This window comes from Williamsia sp. 1138, assembly GCF_002095435.2.
In the GTDB taxonomy this organism is placed as follows: domain Bacteria; phylum Actinomycetota; class Actinomycetes; order Mycobacteriales; family Mycobacteriaceae; genus Williamsia.
Window position 1 is genome coordinate 18,429 of sequence record NZ_MJEJ02000019.1, and the last position, 22,401, is coordinate 40,829.

The following is a 22,401-nucleotide window of genomic DNA, read 5'->3' on the forward strand; positions in this document are numbered from 1 at the left end:
CTACCGCCCGGCTGCGCCACCGCGAACCGACGCCTCCAGCGCCTCGAGCGCCTGGGCGCGACGAGAAGCACCGACGAGTTCGTCGACGATGACGCCGAGGGCAGGCGCCAGCGCGACCACGAGCAGGCAGATCGCCACCGAGACACCGAAGGAGGCGCAGACCATCGCGGCCACGAGGATGGCGGCCATGCCGATCACCTCGGCCACGTGCACCCGGTGGAAGCCCAGTAAGAAGCCATAGAGCAGGAAGATGCACGCCAGATAGATCCCGACCGGGATGACCACGGCCGCGACGGCGGCGGTCTCACCGATCGTCGCCTCGTGCTCGATGTACAGCGCCGCGACGTGCAGCCCGGCGCCCATCATCGCGATCGCCATGAAGATGATGATGTGGAAGTAACCGAACGTGAACGAGCGGCCTCGGCGCAGGTGCAGCGCCTGTCCGGAGGGCACCACGAAGTAGATCCACCACATGCCGAAGGTGATGCCCACGCCCGCCAGACCGAGGACCGCGGTCTCCACCGTCCATCCTTGTGAGTGCACCACCGCCTGCAGTGCCGCGGCGGTGCCGACGATGCCTTCACCTAGCGTGATGATCGCGAGCAGTCCGTAGCGCTCGGCGATGTGATGGGCGTGCCAGGGCGTGGTTCCCTCCCTGCCGACTGTCTCGGCGATCGCGGGAACCGCCATCTCCGCCAGCACCAGCAATCCGACGATGATCAGTGTTTGGTACAGCGTGGTGTCGAGGAAGATGACTGCAACCCAGGCGATTTGCACCACGGTGATACCGCCGGCGTAGATCAGGCACGTCCGCCGGTAGTCGGAACTGCTCAACGCCGCCCGGATCCACTGCACGACCATGGCCAGACGCATCACCACATACCCGAGAACCAGCACCCGGTTGTTGACGACTCCGCCGTGGTGGTCGAGCGATTCGAACACCGGCGCGATCCCCAGGGCCAGGATGAGCACGCCGACCATCTGCACCATCGTCGTCAGTCGATAGACCCAGTCGTCGGTGTCGAAGGCGGAAGCGAACCACGAGAAGTTGATCCACGCCCAGATCGCCGCGAACGTGCAGAAGACGAATCCCAGCACCGCGGTTTCGAAGTGACCTTCGGCGACGAAATGCGCGACCTCGACGCCGGCGAAGGAGAACGCGACGACGAAGGTGAGGTCGAAGAACAGCTCGAGATTTGTCGCCGCCCGCCCGTCCTCGTGCGGGTCGCGGCCGGCCATCCGCGTCAGCCGGTGTTTGAGGTCCAGCCCGCTGCCCGGCCGACCGTCCACCGAGCGCGCACCGCCGGGTTCGGTCTCGCTCATCCGGTGATGGTCATGAGCGAGACGCGATCGCCTGCCGTGGTGAAGCCGAAGGTGCTCGGACCGTTGAAGCCGTTGCCGCCGACCTGCGCGACGATCGTGGTCACGTGCCCCGATACATCGGCTGTCGTGATGTCGAGGGTGACCTGCTTGCCGATGAACTCTGCGTTCGACCAGTCGGTGATCGCGTCACTGCCGCGGAAGGTGCGGCCCCAGTCGTCGACCGCACCGTCCTCGGTGAAGCCGGCGAGGAACGCCGACGTGTCGCCGGCATTCGTCGCATCGATCAAGCGCTGTACGGGTGAGGGGACGACGTCAGACATTGATGCTGCCTTTCAGGTTGGGGTTGCTCGAGGAAACGGGGTGTCGGTCACCGGGTGGTGTATCCGCCGTTGGCGAAGATGGTTTGGCCGGTGATCCAACTCCCGTCGGTCACCAGGAACTTGACGATCGGAGCGATGTCCTCGATCTTCGTCAAGCGGTCCCCCATCGCCTGTGACTTGTGGAAATCCACTCGCTCCGGCGTCTCCTGAGGATAGAAGAAGGGAGTGTCCATCGGTCCCGGTCCGACATTGTTCACAGATATCTTGCGATCGGCAAACTCTTTCGACGCTGCCCTCGTGAAGTGCTCGACGGGACTCTTCCCGCCGGCGTAGGTGGCATAGCCGTCGGTGTAGGCGGCCAGCAGCGATGTGACGATACTGACGATCTTGCCGCCATCGTTCAGCTGTTTGCCCGCCTCGCGGATGAAGAAGAAGGCCGCCTTCGAATTGATGTCGAACATCGAGTCGTACTCGGACTCGGACGTGTCCACGATCGGTTTGCGCAACACCTTCCCGACCGTATTGATCGCGATGTCGACCCCGCCGAATGTTCGTACAGTCTCGTCGAACAGCGTCTTCACATTCGCCGGAACGGTCAGATCACCCTGGATCTTGAACGCCTTCGCCCCGGCCGACTCGACGGCCGCGACGGTGCGATCGGCGTCCGACTCGGAGCTGTCACTGTTGTAGTGCACGGCCACGTCGGCGCCCAGTTCGGCGAGCTGCACGCTGATCAGGCCACCGAGGTTTTTTGCACCCGCCGCCACCACCGCTGTTTTGCCTTCGAGAATGCTCACGTTCCGCTCCTTCGTGTCCGTTGATGTCACCACAGACGCTAAGCCCGATTACCACAACTGAAAAGCAGATATGCCGGGTGGAAGCACAACGAAGAGTTGTGAAAAACTGAGACGCATGTCGCCCAAGAGCCCACTTGATCTGCGCCGCCTCCGGCAGTTTGTCGCCGTGGCCCAGGCCTCGAGTCTCGCCTCTGCTGCGGCAACCCTCTTCGTGTCCCAACAGGCCCTTTCCACGGCGATGAGGCAACTGGAGATCGATCTCGACGTTGCCTTGTTCGATCGTTCCGGGCGCCGTATGCGCCTCACCGCGGCAGGCGACGAGCTCTACCTCGGGGCGCGGCCGCTCCTCGCCGGTGCCGAGCAGCTTGCCGAACGGGTCCGCGCCACCGCCATCGACTCGGCGCACGCCTTCGTCGTCGGCCATTCACCGGCAATCTCAGGAGAGGAGGTGTTCGACCTCATCACGCGTACCCTCGGTGACCATCCGGGCGCGTCCATCACGGCCCGGCAGATGTTCCCCGGCGACATGCGGACCCAGTTGTTCGACGGAACAATCGATCTCGGGGTCCGACGCGGGGTGGAGACGCCGTCCGATCTGGCCGCCGCAGTGATCGACTATCACCGGGTCAGAATCGCGGTGGCTGCCGATCATCCACTCGCCGACCGCGGTGAGGTGTCCATCGCCGACCTCGCCGAGTTCGACATCGTCGTGTGGTCCCCGCCGCACCATTCCTACTACACGGACTTCCTCGTATCCTCCTGCCGAAGAGCAGGATTCGAGCCCAGTCTCGTGGTCAACCCCATTCAGGGCACTCCGCCCATGACCGCGGTGATCGGTTCGCTGCGGTGCGCTTTCGTCACCGACCCGGCGGGCCCAGGCCTGTCGGGGCGAGTGGCGGTCGTCGATTTCGACGTTCCACCACTCGCCCCGGTGCAGGCACTATGGTTGCCGCACACGGTATCCGCGATCCGAGATGCGATCCTGAACGGACCCGACCACACACTCAGACCGGGTCCGTGAGGTCGTAGAGGGTGACCGAACCAAGCGTGGTGCTGGGGAAGGTCGCCTCGACCCACGCGGTGATCTCCGAGGCCGTGCCGCTGCCGCCGCCCATCATCCCGCCGCCGCCGGCGATGAAGTAGTGGATCTTGCCACCGGCGACGTATTGCTGGAACTGCGCCAGGGTCGGCGACGGATCACTGCCGTTGAAGCCGCCGATCGGCATCACCGATCGCTCGGTGGCCAGCTGATACCCCGATGCGCTGTTGGAGCCGATGGCTGCTGCCACCCAGGTGAAGTCGTCGGCGTTCTGGTTCAGGACCGCAACCAGTTCATCGGTCGGCGTCGATCCCTCCAGTAGTCCCCCACCGCCCATGCCGCGGCCTTCGGTTGTGCCACTTTGACCGCCACCGGTTGCACTGTGCGTTGGATTCGCCTGCGGAACGGTCTGATTCGGTACACCCTGCTGCCCGGTCATACCGGGTGGATTTCCCTGCCGGCCGGTCATACCGGGAGGTGTCATTCCTCGGCCATCCATCCGCATGCCGCCTCCGGGTCCGAATCCGCCGGCGCCGGTGGGGCCCGCGCTGGGGATGGATCCGGACGAACTCGACGTCGCGGTGTCGATGGCGTACGCCGCCGGCCCTGCGAGTCCGAGTGCCAGAGCCACAAGTCCGGCTATCAGCGCTCCCCGCTGCACAGAAGCCTTCTTCACGTTCGAGAACACCAGTGCGACAGCGACGATGACCGAGCCGATCAGCACCACATACCGCAGCAACGGGAGGAAGTCCGCGGACCGATCGAGCAGAACGTAGGCCATGATGCCGGTTGCAACAGACGCGGCGGCCAACACGATCCGCACCCAGAGCCGGTCTCGTCGCCGCCAGCACTGCACTGCGCCCGCACCCACGAGTCCGGCGATCGCCGGTGCGAGCGCAACGGTGTAGTACGCGTGAAAGATACCTGCCATGAAACTGAACACGGCCATCGTCGTGACCAGCCACAGACCCCACACCGTCAACAGGGCACGTCTGCTGTCGGTTCGAGAAGCTCTCCCCCTCAGCACCATTGCGGCAATACCGAGAATGAACGCCGCCGGGATGAGCCAGGCGATCTGACCACCCTGCGCAGAGTCGAACATACGGGTCACACCGGTCTGGCCCCACATTCCTCCGCCACCGCCAGGTCCGCCTCCCGCGCCGGGGGGCCCGCCCGCGAATCCGCCGGCCACGCCTCCCGTGGCACCGAGTTGCTCGGCCATGGCATTGCCGCCACCGCCGGGCGTCACGCTGCCCGTCTCGTTGCCGCTCAGCCGTCCGAACCCGTTGTAGCCGAGCGTCAATTCGAGAATCGAGTTTTCCTGCGAACCGCCGATGTACGGACGCGAGCCCTTGGGCCAGAGTTCGACTGCTAGCACCCACCATCCCGCCGAGACGATCATCGCACCGAGCGCAGCGAAGAGGTGCCCGAGGCGCCTGATCCAGGTCTTCTGTCCGAAGGCGATATACGTCAGCGCCAACGGCGGGATGACGAGAAAGACCTGCATCTGTTTGGTGAGAAAACCGAATCCTACGAACACACCGGTCAAGATCATCCAACGGATACGGCCGTCGTCGATGGCCTTCAGAGTTGCCCAGACCGCCGCGATCATCAGCAGGACCAGAAGCGCGTCGGGGTTGTTGAAGCGGAACATCAGCGCAGCCACCGGGGTCAGCGCAAGGACGGCGCCTGAGATGAGCCCGGCCGCCGGCCCGAAACGCTTACGGACGATCCAGTAGAGCAGAGCCACCGAGGCGACCCCCATCAGCGCCTGCGGCACGATGATCGACCACGAGTTCAGACCGAAGATGCGGACTGCGATGCCCGGTATCCACAGTGACATCGGCGGCTTGTCCACGGTGATCGAGTTCGCGGCGTCGGAGGATCCGAAGAACCACGCCTTCCACGACTGCGAACCGGCCTGTATCGCAGCGGAATAGAACGAGTTCGCCCAACCGTTGGCACTGAGGTTCCACAGGTACAGCACACCCGTGGCCACGATGAGCGCGGCGAACGACGGTAGCTCCCATCGTGATCGTGCCGTGGGCTGGGGTGTCGGGTCCTGTTGTCCCGGTGCCGGACTCGCCGGTGGGCTATCGACGAGGAGGCTCATGCGGCCACCCCTGCGCTGGAACCGTGCGCGGTGCGGAACACCCAGCGGAACCCGACGAATCGCAGCACAGTGGCCACCAGGTTCGCCACCACCAGCACCAGGAGTTCGATGTGCTTGGAGGCGTCCGGGGCCCACATGTGAAGGAGCAACAGTGATCCCGCGGTCAGGGCCCATCCGAAGATGAAGATCGCGAAGCCCTGCAGTTGGTGTTTTGCGGCGCCGTCCCGGCCGCGGACCCGGAAGGTGAAGGCCCGGTTGGCGGTGGTGTTGAACACGGCAGTGATCAACAATGCGAGGAAGTTGGCGACCTGTGCACCGGCAACGGAGTGCAACACCAGGTAGAGGACCGCGTACGCGATCGTCGAGGCGACACCTACGACACAGAATCGGACCAGTTGACCCGCCAGACCGCGTGGCACACCGGTGACCTGCGGCCCGGTGTCCCCACGGCCGAGACTGTCCCGCAGATTTGCCACGGGTAGCCGCCCGGTCGCCAATGCCCGCCCGACCCGCCAGCAGCCTTTGATGTCTTCGGTGGCAGTCTCGATGATGTCGACCTTGCTGGCCGGATCGTCCGTCCAGTCCACCGGGATCTCCGCGATCCGCAGGCCCGCCCGCTGCGCGATGACGAGCATCTCGGTGTCGAAGAACCATCCGGTGTCGTCGACCATCGGCAGCAGATTCCGTGCGACGTCGGCACGTACGGCCTTGAACCCGCACTGGGCGTCGGAGAAGCTCGCCCCCATGGCGGTTCGCAGCATCAAGTTGTAACCACGCGAGATGATTTCGCGTTTGGGACCGCGCACCACCCGCGACGAACGCGTCAGGCGCGTTCCGATGGCGAGGTCGGAGTGTCCGGACACCAGCGGCGCGACCAGTGGTAGCAACGCGTTCAGGTCGGTCGACAGATCGACGTCCATGTAGGCGACCACCTGGGCGTCGCTGTGCTGCCAGATCGCCTTCAGTGCCCGGCCACGGCCTTTGGCGTCGAGGTGCGCAACCCGGACCCGGTTGCCCTCGTCGATGGATGCCGCGAGATTGCAGGCGAGTTGAAGCGTGGTGTCGGTACTGGCGTTGTCGGCGATGGTGATCCGCGACGCATAGGGCATCGAGGAGTCGAGAAAGTCGGCGAGTTGCCGCACACATCGGGCGAGGTCGAGTTCTTCGTTGAATACCGGGACGACGATGTCGAGCACCGGCGCTGCTGGTGTGTCGTCGACGATGATGGCCGGGGCGTCATCGAGAGTGTCTGCTGTCATGGCACTCACTCTTGAACTGAACCCTGCTACGAGACTCGGGCTCGGCTGTCAGTTACCTGTGACCGGACACACCAGGGTCGGTGAGCACAGCGAACTCGACCCGCCCGCCGGTGGCCCCGCGTGCTCTGGACGGAGGAGCGAGGGAGCGCAGCGACTGAGTCGACGTAGGAAGAGCACGCGCTGAGGGCCGCCGGCCCGCGAGCGAAGCGAGCCAAAGACACAGCTGGTGACCCGAACTGGAAAACCCGGCCACAGCGCCGTCACCCGAGCACCTAGCCCAACCACCTCGAAACCCAACCCTGCCTCAAACCCTGCCCCGATAGAGTGACGAGCATGGCATCTGTTTTCTCAATGATCATCAACGGAGACATCCCCGGCCGGTTCGTGTGGAAGGACGACGACGTCGTCTCTTTCCTCACGATCAACCCGGTCACCGACGGACATCTGCTCGTGGTGCCGCGTCAGGAGATCGATCACTGGGAGAGCGTGGAACCCGCGTTGTTCGGGAAGATCAACACCGTCGCGCAGACGGTCGGTCAAGCTGTGAAGAGCGCGTTCGACGCACCGCGCATCGGTTTGCTGATCGCGGGACTGGAAGTGCCTCACCTGCATGTTCACGTGTTCCCGGCATGGCAGATCGAGACCTTCGACCTGGCGACCGCGGACCAGGACCCCGATCCGGCAGCGCTTGACGTGGTTGCCGACAAGATTCGCGCGAAGCTACGCGAGCAGGGCCACGAGCAGTACGTCAGTGACTGACCGGGTGCTGCGGGCCACCCTCACGCGGTAGCCGCACCCAGAAGGTGGCGCCCTCGCCTGGTTCGGAGTCGACACCTACCGTGCCGCCATGGGCCGCAACGAGAGCCGCCACGATGGACAGGCCGAGTCCGCTCCCGGCCGAGCTCTCGGTGCGCTGTCGCGACGCGTCTGCGCGATAGAACCTTTCGAACACCCGGGCCCTGTCCTGTTCGCTCAGCCCCGGGCCGGTGTCGGTCACCGACATCACCGCGTCCGAGTCGACGGTGCCTATTCGGACCGTGATGGTGGCGTCGTCGGGGGTGTGGCGGATGGCGTTGCCGATGAGGTTGCTCAGCACCTGCGTGAGCCGCCCGGCATCACCCATCACCTCGGGTACCCCCGGGCCGTCGAAGACGTCGATAGTCAGGGTGCGGTCGGGCGCCGCGGCCTTTGCCCCGTGCACCACCTCGGCTGCCAGCGAGAGCAGGTCGACCGGCGCCCGTTCGAGAGGCCGCTGGGCATCGAGTCGGGCCAACATCAGCAGATCCTCGACCAGCAGACCCATGCGACCCGCTTCGGTCTCGATTCGCGACATCACCTGATTCGCGTCGGTCATCGCGCCTTGGCGGTAGAGCTCGGAGAAACCCTTGATCGAGGTCAGCGGGGTCCGGAGTTCGTGGCTGGCGTCGGCGACGAAGCGGCGCATGTTGTCCTCGGAACGGCGGGCCTGTTCTTCCGATGCCGCCGTGGCCGCGAACGCCCCCTGGATCTGGTGCAACATCGTGTTGAGCGACGCCGCGAGATGACCGACCTCGGTGTTCGCGGCAGCAGGAGGAACGCGCTGGTCGAGATTCCCCGCCGCGATCTCCTGCGCAGTGGTCTCGACCCGCTGCAGCGGTCGTAAGCTGGTGCGTACCAACAGATAACCCAGCGCGCCGACCAACAGGATCACGCCAGCGCCGATACCGACCTGGAGCCAGATCAACCGGGTGACGGTGTCGTCGACGTCGGTGAGCTTCACCGCGACGATGGACGTTCCGAACGGCGAGGTGGTCTCGATGACGCGCCAACGCGGATCACCGCCATCCACCGAGTTCACGGTCACCGGATCACGTGCCGAACCGCTCAGCTCAGCGAGGTCGGGTTCCCCACCGATATCGTTGATGGTGAACATCGAGCCATCTGCGCGTTGGATCTGCACGAAGAATGGCGACGGCGGCCTACCGTTCGAGCCATCGGGCGGACCCATGTCGCCCTGGGGCAGCTCTTTGGGCCTGGCCCAACCCTGCGACGCCTCGCGCAATGACCTGTCTGTTCGATCCATGAGGTTGTTCTTCATCGCCGAGGTCACAGCGATCCCCGACACCAGCAATCCGAGCATGACGAGCACGAGCGTCAGCGCCACCAGCGAAACCCGTAGTGGCACACCGCGGCGAGGCGATGTGGGCGTCGGCGCGGCACGCTGGGTCATCGGGGCTCACGCATCACATAGCCGACACCGCGCAGGGTGTGGATGAGGCGTTTGTCCCCCGTGTCGACCTTGCGTCGCAGGTAGGACACGTACGACTCGACAACATTGACCTCACCACCGAAGTCGTAGTTCCACACGTGGTCGAGGATCCTCGGCTTCGACAACACCGTGCCCGCGTTGATCATGAAGTAACGCAGAAGCGTGAACTCCGTGGGCGACAGCGACACCAGTTCGCCGTTCTTCCAGACCTCATGGGTGTCGTCGTCGAGTTCGATGTCGGCAAACGAGATCCGTGGGCTCTGTTCCGGCTTGTCACCGAAACCACCGCGCCGCAACAGCACCCGCAGTCGTGCGACGACCTCTTCCAGACTGAACGGCTTCGTGACGTAGTCATCGCCACCGATGGTCAGGCCGGTCACCTTGTCTTCCAGCGAATCCCGGGCGGTGAGAAACAGCGCGGGCGCCTCGACACCGTCCGCACGCAGTCGGCGCAGGAGCCCGAACCCGTCCATACCGGGCATCATCACGTCGAGGATGAGCGCGTCGGGCCGGAAGGCGCGTGCCCGATCGAGCGCCGCCGGCCCGTCGGCAGCAGTCTGGATCTCGAAGCCCTGGAACTTCAGCGACACCGACAACAATTCACGGATGTTGGGTTCGTCATCGACAACAAGCACGCGGGCACCCTGATCACTCATGACCCCCACCTTGCCTGACCTTCTTCTCGGCATTCTGCCGACAAGCTGGGAGGTTCCTGTGAACCTGACCGATCAGGGGAGGTTCGCGAGGAACGGCGCGGGATACCCGGGTTTCGGCCGGTGGTCTCCCAGCCACACCGACAACTCCTCCGCACGTGCTGTGAGGGCCTTGGCGGCTGCGCGGTTCACCTTCTCCAACAGGTGCGTCCCGACGGAGCCGTCGGCCTGCTGGTACCAGCCACCGACGATCCGACCGTCCCACCAGAGGGTCTGCCCGCCGTTGCCGTTGCTGTCGAACAGATGCGGAGCGTGCGACCCCAGGTACCAGTCGCGCTGTTTCCAGCCCATCACCGTCGGATCCAGTTCGGGGAGCACCAGCGCCGCAGGTTCCACCGCATCCACCGGCTCGAGATCGTCGGGTAGCACGTACCCGACCATGTCACCCTCGAGATCCACCTCGACCGCTTCGAGCTGCGAAAGAGCCTTTCGTACAGCTGTTTTCGTCGAACCGAGCCACCACACCACGTCGGTTTCGGTGGCAGGGCCGAACCGTTGCAGATACCGGCGGATCAGGTTTCGATGTCCCGTCTCCGGGTCGTCGATCCGGAGCGGCTCACCCAGCCAATCGGTCATCGACGTCCACTTGGGCCGGGAGCGGAGCCAGTTCCCGTCGTTGGGACCCCGCACGATCGTCCCGCCCGCGCACATGTGGCTGAGAACCCGCGGACCCATCCCCGCGACGCCCGACCAGGCTTTGCCCTCTCCGTGCCGGATGACGCCTTCCAGGGCGGGCAATTCTTTGCGCAGCTCGGTCGACGACGCGCTCCTTCCACCGGTCAGCGCCCCGGTGACAGCCGCGCGAGCGGTCTCGATCCAGCCCTCCGGATCTGGGAAGTCGTCACTGCGCCGCAGGTCTCGCAGCATGTTGGTGCGTTCACTCGCGGCCACCCTCGTCCCCACCGCGCTGACGGCGTCTGCGAGGGCAGGCCTACCGAAGACGAAGAGCGTGCGACGCATCGCGAGCTGCTTGACGAGTGTGCGGTCGACGTAGAGCGCGCGATCCAGCTCGGGGATGTCGAACGACCCCATCCGAGCCCAGGTCGACAGGTACACCGTCGATGCGGTGGTGGCGTGCAGACCGACGACCGCATCGGCGACACCCTCAGCCGTCTCGGCATACGTCTCGGGGACCAGACCATGGCGCCGCAGCAGACGCGCGCGGCGCTGCTCGGTGCTGATCGCCGGGCGGTTCATCAGGCCGGAACGACCGCCACGGCCTCGATCTCCACGAGTTGATCGTCGTAGGCCAGAACCGTCACGCCGAGCAGCGACCCTGCCGGTTTGTGCTCACCGAACGCCTCGGTCACCACATCCCACGCGACGCTCAGATCTGCCTGCAGTTTCTCCGCGACGAACACCGTCACCTTCACGACATCGTCGAGCGACGCGCCGGCCTCTTCGACGGCGGCGGACAGGTTGGCCATGCACCGAGCGGCCTGTTTGCTGACGTCACCCGGGTGAACGGTCCGCCCGTCGTCGTCGATCGGCGCGGCTCCCGCGGTGAAGATGAGCGTTCCCGGCGGGACCGTCGCACTCCGCGTGTGACCGCCCTGATCCCCATTGATCTGCACAGATGACATGGCGTCATCGTATCCGTTTCACGTTCGCCCACCGACGACCCGCGCGGCCCGCCGACACGCGGACCACTTCGGGTGCACAATGCGTCCATGGGACCCGCAGTGACACCCCGCAGCGCGTACTTCGTTCTCGGCATGCCCGATCACGCCCGCGTCGGGACGGGACCCGAGATCAGCCACTCAGAGGTCTACTACGACGAAAAGCTCGCCGCGGCCTCCATCGACAGCCACTACGCCCTCGCTCAGCACCTGGCCACCCCGGAGGTGCTCGAAGCGACCGAGTGGTTCGTGCTGACCGCGCTGATCGGCGACGGAGTGAGCCCCACCTATGGCGACCACTTCTTCACCTACAGCACCGAGAACGTCGAGTGGGCGATCGCAGGCGGGTTCACCCGGGCCGACGAGATGACCGACTGGCTCCCGTTCATCTTCGCGGCCGAAGACCTGCACGACCACTGGTCGCCCGGCGGTGTCGACCACGGCCTCGTACCGACGGACGCCAAGCGGACCGACTCGATGGATATGTCACGGCTGTGGTTCGCCCCGGTCATGTCCCAGCGAGTGTTTCCGACCGCGTCCTGAACAGACCCATTGGTCATTTTCGCCACCACCAGGGTCGTCCGAGGGCGCATGTCCCTCCGAGGTCACTGTGGGGGACGAGTTTCGCCGCGATCACCGGGTCTTGGGATACGTCCCGTCGCCGAGGTCTGGATCGGGCAGTACACCGTCGCGGTCGATGAGCACCACATCCCGACCGTCGAGGCGGACCCGGCGCATACCCTCCAACACCATCCGCCTGCCGACATCGCTGAGTCGATCGACCCGGTGCAGATCGAAGACCACTGTCTGGAAATCTGATTCATCGAGCTCCAAGGCATCGAGGACCGTCTCCGCGCCGGTGAACTGGACGACGCCCTGCAGTTCGAACACGAGCTCGTCGGCGTCGCGGCGGACGTTGCGCAGCACGGTGGATCCGTAGGGTTCGGCGTCCATCAGGTGCATTCCCATGTCGGCCGACATCCGCTGGAACAGCTTCACCCCGCGCACGCTGTTGCCGTGCGCGTCGAGCCGCGGGGAGACGACCCCGATCCCCAACTGACCCGGCAGCGACCCCAGAAGGCCGCCCGCGACGCCGCTTTTCGCGGGGATACCGACCGTGGTCAGCCAGTGACCGGCAGCGTCGTACATACCGCAACCGGTCATCACCGCGAGTGTCTGGCGAGCCACATCGGTGGCCACCACCCGGCGGCCGGTGACCGGGTGGACCCCGGCGTTGGCCAGGGTGGCGCCCATCACCGAGAGGTCGCGGACTGTCACCTTGATGGAGCACTGCCTGGTGTAGCCCTCGACCACGTCATGGGCGTCGACATCGATGACCCCGTAGTTGCGGAGCATGTGTGCGATCGAGAGGTTGCGGTCGGCGGAGTCGAGTTCGGATCGGCACACCGACTCATCGATCGACAGCGTGCGATCGGCCAGCTCGGAGAAGAACTCCAGCGCGCGATCGACCCGGTCCGTCACACTCGCACCGGATTTCAGCAGCAAGAAGTGGGTCGCGATGGCGCCGGCGTTGATCATCGGGTTCTTGGGCCGGCAGGAATCGCCCTCGAGGGACAACTCGTTGAAGGCCTCCCCCGACGGTTCGACGCCGACCGTGTTCAGCACCGTGTCGAAGCCGCGGTCGGTGAGTGCGGCGGCATAGGCGAACGGTTTCGAGATGGACTGGATGGAGAACTCCACCTCGTCGTCGCCCACCGAGTGGGTCCGTCCGTCGACGGTCGTCATCGCGACACCGAAAACATCGGGGTCGGCGTGCGCGAGGTCCGGGATGTAGTCGGCGACCGCGCCGCCACGGTCGTCGACGAGTCCGTCGAGAACCTCCTGCAGGTAATCAGGAACCGGCGATTTCACCGCAAGAGACCTCCGAGAAGTGCGTCGCGGTGCCGACCGGCCACCACACCCGCCAACCTAGCAATCGGTGGTGAACCGCAAGCGTGTCGGGAGGCACGTTGAAACCGTTGCCTTCTGGTGAGCAAACGTGAGTGCTCATGTGTCATTAGGCAGCTTCACCTTGCGGTGAGGCGCTTCCATTGCTGGATTCAGGTTTCGCAGCCACCAGCGCCGCCGGAGCGGTCGTCTTACGGTCGGCTCCACCATTATCGGAGCAGGCACTCTGCTCCGCCTGCGCGTAACGCGCGAGGTTGATCGCGGCGTTGAGATCACGATCGATCTGCAACCCGCAGTCATTGTTGTCGCAGACGTAGAGGCGTTCTGCCAGGCTCAGTTTGGTTTTCACGCAGCCGCAGCCAGAACACGTCTTCGAACTCGGGTACCACCGGTCAGCCTGCACACGCAGGGAGTTGTACCAGGTGGTTTTGTAGTCGAGCTGGCGGGAGAACTCACCCAAACCAGCATCGCCAATCGAGCGGTTGAGTCCCTTCTTGTGGGCGCCACCTGAGGCCATCATATTCTTCACCGCAAGGGTCTCGGTGCCGATCACGTCGAAAGACTGCGCCAACACGGTGGTCAGCTTGTGCAGCCGGTCGCGCCGCAGATCCGCCACCCGCACATGCTGTTTCGCGATGATCTGCTGCGTGCGCAGCCAGCCAGCCGACGGTTCCCGCCGGGCCCTGGTCGTCGCGTCCCACCGACCTTGCTGGCGGGCTGCTTTGCGCTGCAGCGCCCGCAGCTTGCGGGAGGCGTGCCTGAACTCTTTCGGCGCCCGGACGCGCATGACCTCGTCGCCCTGTGGGGTGGCTACGACAACCAAATCTTTGACGCCGACATCCACACCGACTGTCGACGCGACGCGCTTGAGGTGGGCGGGCCGCTGCGCGGTGCGTTGCACGAGACAGGAGAAGCTCACCAGCCACCGGCCGCGGTCGAATCTGACGGTAGCTTTGAGCACTCGCGCGGCCTTGTTCGAGTCGTCGGGCGAGCTTGCGGGTCGACTCATGCACTCGCAGCGTCCCCAATCGGGGCAGTGTCACGTGATGACGGTCAGCCTCGACGTTGATCGTGCCGGTGGTGAACGCGAACTTCTTGGTCGAGCGCTTGGACTTGAACGACGGAAACCCGACACGAGGACCTTGACGTCTACCGCTACGGCAGTCGTCCCAGTTCTTCAACGCCGCCGCGAGGTTCTTGCAGGCATTCGCGTACACCTCTTTCGAGTTCTCGGGCCACCACGGCGTCCCGTCCTCGCCCACCGCCACCTGCTGCTTGCGGCGGGTGAAGTCGTTGCGCAGCGACTGGAACGACCACGACAGGCACGGGGTGAGATCAGCGGTATCGATCCCGTACGAGCGTTCGGCGTCGCGTTGGGACAGGTTGCTCTTCACCGCGGCCAGCATCGTGTTGTACGCGAACCTCGCGCCCCCGGCATGCGACTGCAACGCCGCACACTGCGCCGGGGTGGGGTCCAGAGCAAACTGGTACCCCTGGCACACCCACCCGTCGGGAACCTCGAACTTCTCGGCCATCACCGCATCCCGGTATCGGTCTTGGTGGCGGTGACCGCGCGCATCGCCCGGTTGCGCGCGCCACGACGCCCGTAGAGGCGGGCGCACATCGAGGTCAGGACCTCGATCATGTCCCGGACCAGATCGTCCTCAGTCTCACCTTTGTCGGTCACCACGATCCGCCGACCCTGCGCAGACAGAGCCGCCTCCAGATACTCAACCCCGAACCGGGCAAGGCGGTCGCGATGCTCCACAACCACCACACTCGCAGACGGGTCCGACAACACCCGCCGAATCTTCGGACGTTTCCCGTTCAACCCCGACCCGACCTCGGTCACTACCTCGCCCACCACATGCCCCTTAGCGGTGGCCCATCCGGTCAGGCGCGCGACCTGCCGGTCCAGATCAGAACGCTGATCATGTGAGGACACCCGCGCATAGACCACCACCCGCCCGGCAACCGAAACCTCAGCGACATCAACCCAAATCGTCCCCGACTCCAAGCGTCGAGCAGGCACCGGCATACCGTCCTCACGAAACCACCGATACGCGGTCTGCGGATGCACCCCCTGCATCCGCGCCCACTCAGCCAACTTCACACGCCACCTGCTCTGCGGTCAGCTTCGGCGACCGGCCATTGCTCACACCCGGAGCCGCAACAATCGGGTCAGCGCCGCGGGGAAGGCAATGGAGCAAACGACTAAGACAATCGCAGCCGCCCGCACCCTCCCATTGACTGCCATTGCCCGCGGCCTCCATGCGGACCTACATGCACTCGTAGGATGACGCGCTTGAGGCAGCCGCGCCGAGTTACGACGGCGTTGTGTCAAATAGTGTCACCGAGAGCAAGGTGTAGCATTGCAGGCTGGTAATCGGCCTAGATAAACGGCAGGTCAGGGCCTGTTTTACGTGGAGCCCCCTGTCAGGATTGAACTGACGACCGCTCGCTTACAAGGCGAGTGCTCTACCACTGAGCTAAGGAGGCAAACTGCGTGCGCGAGTATATCGCGAGTCTCGGTAAGCGCCTCGCCGGCAGTCGTCGAGCGACGATCGACACGATCGAGCCGTTCGAGCCGGCGGTGTCGCCACGGCAGCCCGTCGACCTCACCAACGACGCTGCCGTCACCGAGGTACTCGACCTCGCGATCAAGGTCGGGGCGGTTTTGCTCGACTCCGGAACCGGTGCGATCGACACGCAGACACAGGTCAGATTCGTGGCGAGTATCTACGGTGTCGAGAACTGTGAGGTGGATGTCACCTACAACACGATCTGGGTCAGTGCCACCCGCGGCGGCGCGATGCCGCCGGTCACCGCGATGAAGTCCGTCCACTACCGGTCGCTCGACTTCACCCGACTCGCAGCGGTCGATCGCCTGGTACGAAAGATCCGCAACCTGGCCATCGACCCCGGTGAGGGTCATCAGGTGATCGACGCCATCATCGCCGCACCGCACCCGTACCGGCGCTGGATCGCGACATTGGCGTGGTCGTCGATGGCCGCCGCGCTCTCGGTGTTGCTCGGTGGTGGCTGGCTGGTCGCGGTCGTCGCGTTTCTCACGACCGCGGTGATCGACCGCACCAACCGCCTGCTTAACAAGATCGGGACGCCCCTGTTCTTCCAGCAGATGACGGGCGGGTTCATCGCCGTCATCCCGGCCGCGGTGGTCTACCAGAACCAGGAAGCCCTGGGGCTGAACCTGATGCCGTCGCAGGTCATCGCCGCCGGCGTCGTGGTGCTGCTGTCGGGGCTCTCATTGGTCGGCTCGGTGCAGGACGCCATCACCGGGGCACCCATCACCGGGTGCGCGCGATTCTTCGAACTCCTGATCATGACCGGCGGCATCATCAGTGGCGTCGGTATCGCCATCACGTTGATGGAGTCCACCGGTATCTACCTGCCCACCATCACGTCGACAACCTCGTTCGATCTGGCGGCCACGCCGCTTCGGGTGCTCGCCGGTGGTCTGGCCGCCGCCGCGTTCGCCCTGGCGAGTTACGCCGAGACCCGGGCGCTGCCGACCGCGTTCTTCGGCGGTGCGATGGGCGCCGCGATCGTGGCGGCCGCAAACCACTTCGGCATCGGGTCCGTCATCTCCGCAGGCATTGCCGCCGCGATGGTCGGCCTCGTCGGTGGTCTGCTGGCCCGCCGTGCACTGACGCCGCCTCTGGTCGTCGCTGTCGCAGGGATCACACCGCTCCTGCCCGGTCTGGCGATCTACCGGGGCCTCTACGGACTACTCAGCCAGCAAACGATCGAGGGCCTGACCGCGATCGGGTCGGCGATCGGTGTCGGCTGCTCCCTGGCCGCCGGTGTGACCCTCGGTGAGTTCATCGCCCGTACGCTGCGACGCCCCCGGATCTCGACCCGTCCGACCCGAGCGCTGTTCACCGCCCGCTCGGCGATCCGGCCCGGTCGGATGACGACCGATCCCGAAGTCGATCCCGACGCGGTGACCGAGCCGTTCCGCGAGATGGACCTGCGGCCCGGCCTTTCCGAGGGGTGATCACGGCGCAGGTATCATGTTCGCCATGCCTGCCAAGACCAGCGACAAAACCGAAATCTCTGACGAAGAAGACTTGGAACCCGTAGCCGACGAGACCGCGAACTCGGCTCGCCGGGTGGTCGCCGCTTACGCCGTCGACGCCGACGAATGCCGCATGTTGTTCTCGATGCTGGGTATCGCGCCGGACGAAGCCTGATTCGTGGCGCCCTCGGGTAAGAAGTCACGTTCCGACGACCGCGCCGACTTCGTCGTCGTCGCCAATCGACTTCCCGTCGACAAGGAGACCCTGCCCGACGGTTCCGTTCGCTGGAAACAGAGCCCCGGCGGTCTGGTCACCGCCCTCGAACCGGTGTTGCGTTCGCAGACCGGCGCCTGGGTCGGCTGGTCGGGCGTCCCGGATGCCGCCGAGCATCCAGAGGTCGACGGCATCAAGCTCTTCGCGGTGTCGCTGTCCACCCAGGAGATCGCGGACTACTACGAGGGCTTTTCGAACGCGACCCTGTGGCCGCTCTACCACGACGTCATCGTCAAACCCGAATACAACCGGTCGTGGTGGAACAGCTACGTCGCCATCAACCGCCGCTTCGCCGAAGCCGCATCAGAGGCCGCCGCCGAAGGCGCCGTGGTGTGGATCCAGGACTACCAGCTCCAGCTCGTCCCCAAGATGCTCCGGATGCTGCGGCCAGACCTGAAGATCGGCTTCTTCCTGCACATACCGTTCCCGCCGGTCGAGCTGTTCATGCAGATGCCCTGGCGCACGGAGATCATCGAAGGACTCCTCGGCGCCGACCTCATCGGATTCCACCTGCCCGGCGGAGCGCAGAACTTCCTGTACCTCGCGCGCCGGCTCGCCGGCCAGGCCACGTCGAAGGGACAGGTCGGGGTCCGCGCGAAGTTCGGTGTCGTGCAGGTCGGGTTCCGCACCGTCCGCGTCGGCGCGTTCCCCATCTCCATCGACTCCGGCGAACTCGACAACCGCGCGAAGTCGAAGGAGATCCGGACCCGCGCGACCGACATGCGCGCTGAGCTCGGCAACCCGAATAAGATCCTGCTCGGCGTCGACCGCCTGGACTACACCAAGGGCATCGACGTCCGCCTCAATGCCCTGTCCGAATTGCTCGAAGAGGGGCGGGTCAATCCTGACGAGATCACGATGATCCAGCTCGCGACCCCGAGCCGCGAGCGCGTCGAGAGCTACATCAAGATGCGCGGCGACATCGAGCAACTCGTGGGCAACATCAACGGCAACTTCGGCCGGGTCGGACATCCGGTCGTCCAGTACCTGCACCATGGTGTGCCCCGCGACGAACTCGTCTCGTTCTACGTCGCGGCGGACGTCATGTTGGTCACGCCATTGCGTGACGGGATGAACCTGGTCGCCAAGGAGTACGTCGCCTGTCGCAGCGATCTGGGAGGAGCGCTGGTCCTGAGCGAGTTCACCGGCGCCGCAGCTGAATTGCGTCAGGCGTTCCAGGCGAACCCCTACGACACCGACGGCGTCAAAGAAGCCATTCTGGCTGCCCTCGAGCAAGACCCGGAAGAGGGCAAGCGGCGGATGCGCGCGCTGCGTCGGCAGGTCCTCACCCACGACGTGCAGCGCTGGGCGAAGAGTTTCCTCGGAGCGCTCGGGGCAGACACCGACACGATGCCCAGCGGAAACCGCAGCCTCGACGTCGTCTGACCGGCGACCCGGGCGGCCGCAGGCCCCGCCCGACCTGCCTGACGCACTGTGACGAACACGTCAATTCGTCCCACCGGGCGGCGCTGATTGGACGCCGCTGGGGTGGACGGTCTTAGACTCGCGTAGTGAGTGCACAAGACCTCGTCCCGGAATTGCGGCGCGCCCTCAAAGCAATCGCACGTATGCCCAGGCTGTTGGTCGCCTCGGACTACGACGGCTGCATGGCGCCCATCGTGTCCCGCCCAGAAGATGCCCGGCCCAACGGCGATTCTGTGCGGGCGATGCGCGCTCTCGCCGAACTCGATTCGACCACCGCGGCCGTCATCTCCGGTCGCGCGCTGCGCGACCTCGCCACCCTGTCCCGGTTGCCCGCCGAAGTGCACCTGGTGGGCAGCCACGGCAGTGAGTTCGACGTCGGGTTCGTCCACGAGATCACCCCTGCCGCCACCGAGCTCCTCGACACACTGATCGTCGAACTGCGGGCGATCGCCGCCGACTACGAGAACGTGACGGTGGAGACGAAGCCGGCGAGCACCGTGCTGCATTTCCGGAACGCCTCGACCACCGACGGCGACGCAGCCCTGCACCGCGTCCGGATCGGACCGGCCACCTGGGAAGGCGTCCAGGTCACCGAAGGCAAGTCGGTGATCGAACTCGCCGTCATCGTCACCGACAAGGGACAGGCGCTCGACATCCTGCGCCACGAGGCCGGTGCCAGCGCCGCGATCTTCTTCGGCGACGACGTCACCGACGAAAAAGCGTTCCGCCGCCTGCACGGGCCGGATTTCGGCGTCAAGGTCGGCGAGGGTGACACCCTGGCGACCTACCGGGTCGACGACACCGAGCAGGTCGCCACCGCACTCGCGTTCCTGGTCGAAGAACGCCGCAATTGGCTGCGAGGTGGCGCTGCGGTCCCGATCGAGCGGCTGACGATGCTCGCCTCCCCGCGCACCGTCGCGTTGGTCACCCCCGACGCCAAGGTCTGCTGGATGTGCCACCCCGAACCCGACTCCGCTGCGCTGTTCGGCAGCCTGCTCGGCACCGACGAGGCCGGGGAGTTCGCGATCGGCCCGCTGGTCGAGGAGGGCAAGGCCACCCCGCTGCCATTGAGTCAGCGGTACATCGACAGCACGATGACCGTCCGCACCCGCTGGGCCGGACTCGAGGTCACCGACTACCTGCCGCACGACGTCCCGGTGGGCCGCACCGATCTGACCCGGGTCATCCGCGGCGAGGTGGCGGCGAAGATCCGGTTCGCGCCCCGTCCGGAGTTCGGTCAGGCCGCCGTCCGCATCGAGACCTTCGACGACGGACTACGGATCTACGGCTCCAACGAACCGCTGGTGTTGCGGGCTCCCGGCGTCACCTGGGAGATCGAGAGCGACCGTCATCACCAGACGGCCATCGCAACCGTCGATCCATCCGCCGGTGAGATCATTCTCGAACTGCGCTGCGGCACCGAGGATCTCGACATCCATCAGCCGCCGGAGCACGAACGTCGCGCCGAGGCCGAGGCCTACTGGAGCGACTGGGCGAAAACCCTGGATCTACCCGGCATCAAACGCGACCTGATGAAGCGGTCTGCGTTGACGCTGCGCGGACTCGTGCACTCCGACACGGGGTCCATCATGGCCGCCGCGACGACGTCGCTGCCCGAAGAGATCGGCGGTGTCCGCAACTGGGACTACCGCTACTGCTGGCTGCGCGATGCGGCATTGACCGCATCGGCCCTGGTCTCGGTCGGCTCCTACAGCGAGGCCGAGGGGTATCTCAACTGGCTCCACCAGGTGCTGGGCACCCTCAGCGGACCCGAATGGCTCCACCCGCTCTACACTCTCGCCGGTACCGGCCTGCCACCCGAAGCGGTGATCGACTCCCTGCCCGGATACGCGGGGTCCCGTCCGGTACGCGTCGGCAACGCCGCCAATCAGCAGGTCCAACTCGACGTGTTCGGGCCGATCGTCGACCTCATCTCGACGCTCTCGCATGCGCGCAAAGCGGCAGGTGATCCGAAGCCACTGTCGGATGCGGACTGGGACCTGGTGCGCGACATGGTCTATGCCGTCGAACGCCGCTGGACCGAGCCCGACCACGGCATCTGGGAGATCCGCGGTAACCCACGCCATCACGTGTACTCCAAGGTGATGTGCTGGATGACGGTCGATCGCGCCCTCAAGCTCGGGGACGAGTTCGGCCGCGAGACCGAGCTGGGCTGGTCCGTCCTGCGCGACACCATCGCGCGGCAGGTACTCAAGCAGGGCTGGAACGACAAGGCCAACTCCTACACCGCAGCCTACGAAGGTGTCGATCTCGACGCCGCGACCCTGCACATCGGGCTGGCCGGACTGATCGACCCGTCCGACCCCCGGTTCACCGCCACGGTCAACGCCACCGAGGCCGAACTGCGCAGTGGTTCAACGGTCTACCGTTATCACCACGACGACGGCCTGCCCGGCGGCGAGGGAGGCTTCCATCTCTGCGCGGCCTGGCTGATCGAGTCCTACCTGCTGATCGATCGTCGCGGCGACGCCGAGGCCCTGTTCGATCAGATGGTGAAGGCCACCGGGCCCACCGGCTTGCTCTCGGAGGAATACGACCCGGTCGCCGAGCGGGCCCTGGGCAACCACCCGCAGGCCTACAGCCACATCGGCCTGCTCCGATGTGCGCGGCTGTTGAACGGCTGACCCAACAGACCCAGGCGTTCCGGGCACAATCATGTGCACCAACACCTGGTTTTGCCTGATGCGGCTGGGTTTGCACGCGGGCCAAGCACTCTCCAAGCGCTCTCCAAGCACCGCGCGGCACAGTGATCTCATGAGCCACCCGCCCCGCCACGCAAGGAGATACCCATGGGGATGTTCGACGTCTTCACAGGCACCAAACGACCCCCGGACGACACCCCCGTCCGGGCCCCTGGGCAGGTGTACGACTCCATCCTGGCGATCAATCGCCCGACCGCGCCGTTCGTGATCCGAGACGGCAGGCCCGACGGCGTCGACCTCATCGCCGAGTGGCGCATCGTCGATGCCCGCTGGTTTGAGATCTTCGCGAAAGCCGGTCTGAGCAAGACCTTTCGGGTGCTCATGCAGCTCGATCCAGAACGCAACGAGGTCCGCGCCGTCGACCAGGAGTGGGAGGTCGAGTGGCGCGCGGGAGTCCCGTCGCTGCACGCAGCGGCGTCCGGATTCCGCGGCCAGAAGACGTCGGTCCAGTTCGGCACCGCCTATGCGTTCACCGAGGAACTCGAGTTCGGTCAGGTCTACAACTACCGTTTCACCAGCGGCGAACTGAAGAAGCCGATCCAAGAAGCCGTCGCCGCGTCCGGATGGACGTACCGCGGCGTCACATTCGGCAAGCTCTGAG

20 protein-coding genes, 1 tRNA gene and 1 pseudogene are annotated in these 22,401 nt (G+C 65.5%); 8 read left to right on the forward strand and 14 right to left on the reverse strand.

Annotation, left to right across the window (positions count from 1 at the left end; translation table 11 throughout):
• The 3 genes from BH683_RS01800 to BH683_RS01810 are packed head-to-tail and all read right to left on the reverse strand — an operon-like array spanning position 1 to position 2,440.
• Positions 1–1,323, reverse strand: a complete 1,323-nt coding sequence (locus BH683_RS01800) for a low temperature requirement protein A (protein ID WP_246833139.1) — start codon at positions 1,321–1,323, stop codon at positions 1–3.
• Complete coding sequence (locus tag BH683_RS01805) at positions 1,320–1,643, reverse strand: nuclear transport factor 2 family protein (RefSeq protein ID WP_084834556.1); 324 nt, start codon at positions 1,641–1,643, stop codon at positions 1,320–1,322. Before BH683_RS01805 ends, BH683_RS01800 begins: the two co-directional genes overlap by 4 nt.
• Before the next feature lie 47 nt (positions 1,644–1,690).
• Positions 1,691–2,440, reverse strand: a complete 750-nt coding sequence (locus BH683_RS01810) for an SDR family oxidoreductase (protein ID WP_084834557.1) — start codon at positions 2,438–2,440, stop codon at positions 1,691–1,693.
• A gap of 115 nt (positions 2,441–2,555) precedes the next feature.
• Here BH683_RS01810 and BH683_RS01815 point away from each other — a divergent pair, with 115 nt between their 5' ends.
• Positions 2,556–3,461 carry a LysR family transcriptional regulator gene (locus tag BH683_RS01815; protein ID WP_084834558.1) on the forward strand — a complete coding sequence of 302 codons (906 nt, stop codon included), beginning with the start codon at positions 2,556–2,558 and terminating at the stop codon, positions 3,459–3,461.
• Here the strand turns inward: BH683_RS01815 and BH683_RS01820 are convergent.
• Positions 3,445–5,592 (reverse strand): glycosyltransferase family 39 protein, encoded by a 2,148-nt coding sequence (locus BH683_RS01820; protein WP_084834559.1) that lies wholly within the window; start codon positions 5,590–5,592, stop codon positions 3,445–3,447. The two genes, BH683_RS01815 and BH683_RS01820, sit on opposite strands and share 17 nt — an antisense overlap.
• Positions 5,589–6,851, reverse strand: a complete 1,263-nt coding sequence (locus BH683_RS01825; RefSeq protein WP_084834560.1) for a bifunctional glycosyltransferase family 2/GtrA family protein — start codon at positions 6,849–6,851, stop codon at positions 5,589–5,591. Before BH683_RS01825 ends, BH683_RS01820 begins: the two co-directional genes overlap by 4 nt.
• Before the next feature lie 333 nt (positions 6,852–7,184).
• Here BH683_RS01825 and BH683_RS01830 point away from each other — a divergent pair, with 333 nt between their 5' ends.
• Positions 7,185–7,610, forward strand: a complete 426-nt coding sequence (locus BH683_RS01830; RefSeq protein WP_084834561.1) for an HIT family protein — start codon at positions 7,185–7,187, stop codon at positions 7,608–7,610.
• On the opposite strand, the gene BH683_RS01835 is transcribed toward BH683_RS01830, so the two are convergent.
• From BH683_RS01835 to BH683_RS01850, 4 genes are all read right to left on the reverse strand, one after another.
• Positions 7,600–9,060 (reverse strand): HAMP domain-containing sensor histidine kinase, encoded by a 1,461-nt coding sequence (locus tag BH683_RS01835; protein ID WP_084834562.1) that lies wholly within the window; start codon positions 9,058–9,060, stop codon positions 7,600–7,602. The two genes, BH683_RS01830 and BH683_RS01835, sit on opposite strands and share 11 nt — an antisense overlap.
• A complete protein-coding gene (locus BH683_RS01840; protein ID WP_084834582.1) occupies positions 9,057–9,755 on the reverse strand; it encodes a response regulator transcription factor in 699 nt (232 codons plus the stop codon). The genes BH683_RS01835 and BH683_RS01840 overlap by 4 nt, the downstream gene beginning before the upstream one ends.
• A 72-nt stretch (positions 9,756–9,827) precedes the next feature.
• On the reverse strand, positions 9,828–11,009 hold the full coding sequence (locus BH683_RS01845) for a winged helix DNA-binding domain-containing protein (protein WP_084834563.1): 1,182 nt from the start codon (positions 11,007–11,009) through the stop codon (positions 9,828–9,830).
• Positions 11,009–11,395, reverse strand: a complete 387-nt coding sequence (locus BH683_RS01850) for a RidA family protein (RefSeq protein ID WP_084834564.1) — start codon at positions 11,393–11,395, stop codon at positions 11,009–11,011. Before BH683_RS01850 ends, BH683_RS01845 begins: the two co-directional genes overlap by 1 nt.
• Before the next feature lie 87 nt (positions 11,396–11,482).
• Here BH683_RS01850 and BH683_RS01855 point away from each other — a divergent pair, with 87 nt between their 5' ends.
• Complete coding sequence (locus BH683_RS01855; RefSeq protein WP_084834565.1) at positions 11,483–11,974, forward strand: hypothetical protein; 492 nt, start codon at positions 11,483–11,485, stop codon at positions 11,972–11,974.
• 90 nt (positions 11,975–12,064) lie between these two features.
• On the opposite strand, the gene BH683_RS01860 is transcribed toward BH683_RS01855, so the two are convergent.
• The 5 genes and pseudogenes from BH683_RS01860 to BH683_RS01875 all read right to left on the reverse strand — a co-directional run bounded on the left by BH683_RS01860 (position 12,065) and on the right by BH683_RS01875 (position 15,838).
• A complete protein-coding gene (locus BH683_RS01860) occupies positions 12,065–13,303 on the reverse strand; it encodes a glutaminase (RefSeq protein WP_084834566.1) in 1,239 nt (412 codons plus the stop codon).
• 145 nt (positions 13,304–13,448) lie between these two features.
• Complete coding sequence (locus BH683_RS28860; protein ID WP_246833140.1) at positions 13,449–14,300, reverse strand: transposase; 852 nt, start codon at positions 14,298–14,300, stop codon at positions 13,449–13,451.
• A gap of 470 nt (positions 14,301–14,770) precedes the next feature.
• A pseudogene (locus BH683_RS29200) lies at positions 14,771–14,874 on the reverse strand (hypothetical protein); the annotation flags it as partial.
• Positions 14,874–15,452, reverse strand: a complete 579-nt coding sequence (locus BH683_RS01870; RefSeq protein ID WP_084834567.1) for an IS607 family transposase — start codon at positions 15,450–15,452, stop codon at positions 14,874–14,876. The gene BH683_RS01870 and the pseudogene BH683_RS29200, both read right to left, overlap by 1 nt.
• Before the next feature lie 311 nt (positions 15,453–15,763).
• Positions 15,764–15,838, reverse strand: a tRNA-Thr gene (locus tag BH683_RS01875).
• Positions 15,839–15,845: 7 nt separating this feature from the next.
• Between BH683_RS01875 and BH683_RS01880 the strand changes: the two genes are divergently transcribed.
• The 5 genes from BH683_RS01880 (at position 15,846) to BH683_RS01900 (ending at position 22,400) form a co-directional block, all read left to right on the forward strand.
• The gene (locus tag BH683_RS01880; protein WP_084834568.1) at positions 15,846–17,357 is read left to right on the forward strand and encodes a threonine/serine exporter family protein; all 1,512 of its coding nucleotides are present in this window, start codon (positions 15,846–15,848) and stop codon (positions 17,355–17,357) included.
• Positions 17,358–17,382: 25 nt separating this feature from the next.
• Positions 17,383–17,553, forward strand: coding sequence for a hypothetical protein (locus BH683_RS28555; protein ID WP_168186942.1), 171 nt, complete (start codon positions 17,383–17,385; stop codon positions 17,551–17,553).
• A 3-nt stretch (positions 17,554–17,556) separates the two neighbouring features.
• The gene (locus BH683_RS01890; protein WP_084834570.1) at positions 17,557–19,038 is read left to right on the forward strand and encodes a trehalose-6-phosphate synthase; all 1,482 of its coding nucleotides are present in this window, start codon (positions 17,557–17,559) and stop codon (positions 19,036–19,038) included.
• Between the two features lie 125 nt (positions 19,039–19,163).
• Complete coding sequence (gene otsB, locus BH683_RS01895) at positions 19,164–21,722, forward strand: trehalose-phosphatase (protein WP_084834571.1); 2,559 nt, start codon at positions 19,164–19,166, stop codon at positions 21,720–21,722.
• Positions 21,723–21,887: 165 nt separating this feature from the next.
• Positions 21,888–22,400 carry a hypothetical protein gene (locus BH683_RS01900; RefSeq protein ID WP_084834572.1) on the forward strand — a complete coding sequence of 171 codons (513 nt, stop codon included), beginning with the start codon at positions 21,888–21,890 and terminating at the stop codon, positions 22,398–22,400.
• The last annotated feature ends 1 nt before the right edge of the window (position 22,401 follow it).